Source organism: Streptomyces sp. NPDC005963 (genome assembly GCF_040638655.1).
Classification (GTDB): domain Bacteria; phylum Actinomycetota; class Actinomycetes; order Streptomycetales; family Streptomycetaceae; genus Streptomyces.
This window is the reverse complement of record NZ_JBEXVD010000077.1, coordinates 1-2,882: the sequence shown is the minus strand read 5'-3', so window position 1 is coordinate 2,882 and position 2,882 is coordinate 1. Positions and strand designations below refer to the sequence as shown.

General features: G+C 65.9%; 2 protein-coding genes. Both read left to right on the top strand.

The annotated features are described in order from the left end of the window. The coding region (locus ABZ348_RS34585) for a beta-ketoacyl reductase (protein ID WP_358939970.1) at positions 1–885 on the top strand (885 nt) is incomplete at its 5' end. A 27-nt stretch (positions 886–912) separates the two neighbouring features. After that, a partial coding sequence (locus ABZ348_RS34580) for a type I polyketide synthase (RefSeq protein WP_358939968.1) occupies positions 913–2,882 on the top strand: 1,970 nt, incomplete at its 3' end.

Here is a 2,882-nt window from a genome sequence, read left to right as displayed (position 1 = left end):
AACGCCTTCCTCGACGCCCTCGCCCAACACCGACACACCCAAGGACTCCCCGCCACCTCACTCGCCTGGGGACTCTGGGCCCAACGCACCGGACTAACCGGACACCTCGACAACACCGACATGGAGCGGATGGAGCGCGGCGGCATCAAGCCTCTGTCCACCGAGCAAGGGCTCGCACTGTTCGACGCCGCGTTGGGAAGTGACGAGTCAGTACTCCTGCCACTGGCCCTGGACGCAAACTTGTTGCGGGCTGCGGGGGCTGAGGCCGTACCGGCGCTGCTCCGATCGATGGTGCGCCGCAAGACACGGCGTACTGCGCTCCCTGGTGGTCCGGCCAATGACGGCGACTCGCTGACGGGGCGGCTGATCGGAGCGTCGGCCGCTAAGCAGACGGAAGTGCTGCTGGAGCTGGTCAGACACCATGCGTCAACAGTTCTGGGACACGCCACACCGGACGCCGTCACGGGCAACAGGGCCTTCAAGGAACTGGGCTTCGACTCGCTGACAGCGGTGGAACTGCGCAACCGCCTCAACAAGGCCACCGGACTACGACTCCCCGCCACCCTCGTCTTCAACCACCCGACACCGAGCGTGCTCGCGGAGAAACTCCGTACCGAGTTGCTTCCCGTCATCGGCGACGGCGGGGCTGTCGGAACCACGGCCCCACATCTCGACGACAGCGAGGCCGAGCGGCTCATCGCCACCATTCCTGCGAGCCGCATTCAAGCCGCCGGGCTGCTTGAACGCCTGCTTCAACTGGTCGAGCCGGAAGGTGACACGCCCTTGGCCGGGGGAGAGCCAGCGAGTCCGGAGAGCGAGGAGTCCATCGATGTGATGGACGTCGACCGACTGGTCGAACGCGCATTGGGCGAATCTCAGTCCTGACATGCCTGGGGAGGCTTGAGCAAAGTTATGAGCAGTTCCAAGGAAGAAAAGATCATTGAGGCTCTGCGAGCATCGCTCAAGGAGAACGATCGGCTTCGCCAGCAGAACCAGCGGCTGACCTCGTCGTCGACGGAACCGATCGCCATCGTCGGCATGAGTTGCCGGCTTCCCGGCGGCGTCGAGTCACCGGAAGAATTGTGGAGCCTGGTCTCCTCGGGCGCCGATGCGCTATCAGAGTTTCCCACCGATCGTGGCTGGGACGTCGAGAACCTCTACGATCCGGACCCGGACACTCCTGGGACCAGCTATGTACGAGAAGGGGGCTTCGTCCACGGAGTGGGCGGTTTCGACGCCGCGTTCTTCGGGATCTCGCCCCGCGAGGCCATCGCAATGGACCCGCAGCAGAGGCTGCTGCTGGAAGCCGCGTGGGAGGTGTTCGAGCGCTCGGGGCTGAAACCGGAGTCACTGCGCGGCAGTACGACGGGGGTCTTCGTCGGTGCGGGCGGTGCCGACTACGCCTCACTCCTCTCCGGTGCGGGTGAGGACGTCGAGGGCTTCGTCGTAACGAGCAGTTCCGGCAGTGTGGCGTCGGGGCGGATCTCCTACACGTTCGGTCTTGAGGGTCCTGCGGTAACGGTGGACACTGCCTGCTCGTCCTCGCTGGTGGCGCTGCACCTCGCCGCACAATCGCTGCGGCAGCAGGAGTGCTCACTCGCCCTGGTCGGCGGTGTGGCCGTGATGGCGACACCCGGTGGATTCGTGGAGTTCTCGCGGCAGCGTGGTCTGGCCGCGGACGGCCGCTGCAAAGCGTTCGCTGACGCCGCTGACGGCACCGGCTGGGGCGAGGGCGTGGGCATGCTGCTGTTGGAGCGGCTCTCCGACGCCCAACGCAACGGCCACCGCGTGCTAGCGGTCGTACGAGGCTCCGCGGTCAACCAGGACGGTGCGTCCAATGGACTCACCGCACCCAACGGACCGTCGCAGGAACGGGTCATTCGCCAGGCCCTCGCCAATGCCCGCCTTTCGCCGCAGGACGTCGACACTGTCGAGGCGCATGGCACCGGCACGCGACTCGGCGACCCCATCGAAGCCGAAGCGTTGCTCAACACCTACGGGCAGGGAAGGACGACGGACCGGCCGCTGTGGCTGGGGTCCCTGAAGTCCAACATCGGCCACACCCAGGCCGCCGCCGGAGTCGCCGGGATCATCAAGATGGTCAAGGCGCTGGAGCACGAGCAGCTTCCGCGGACGCTTCATGTGGACGCTCCGTCGACGCAGGTCGACTGGACCACCGGAGCGGTGGAACTCCTCACCGAGTCCCGTGAGTGGCCGCACAACACCGACCGGCCACGGCGTGCGGGGGTCTCTTCGTTCGGTGTGTCAGGCACCAACGCCCACGTCATCCTCGAACAAGCACCCAACACCACAGAAGCAGTCACGGACACCGCGGATACTGTCGGTGATATTCCGTTGCTGTTGTCGGGGAAGTCAGAGGATGCGTTGCGGGCCCAAGCCCGGCAGCTCGCCACCCATCTCGACGTCGAAGACGGTCCGGCGCTGGCCGACGTCTCGCACGCCCTCGCCACCACCCGTACACAGTTCGACCATCGGGCTGTGATCCTCACCCGTGACGAAGACCGGAACACCGTCCTCGCCCGGTTGAATGCGCTAGCCGGCGGGACCGAAACCCCCGGACTCATCCAAGGCACCGTTCCCCCCACTCCCGGGAAACTCCTGTGGGTTTTCCCTGGTCAGGGGTCTCAATGGCCGGGAATGGGACTCCACCTCGCCACCGAATCCCCCGCCTTCGCCCAACGCCTCGACGAATGCGCACAAGCCCTCGAACCCCATACCGGATGGCGTCTGCACGACATCCTCGACGATGAAGAACTCCTACAACGCGTCGATGTCATCCAACCCGCGCTCTGGGCCCTCATGGTCTCCCTCGCCCACCTCTGGACCACCCACGGCATCACCCCCCACGCCGTCACCGGACA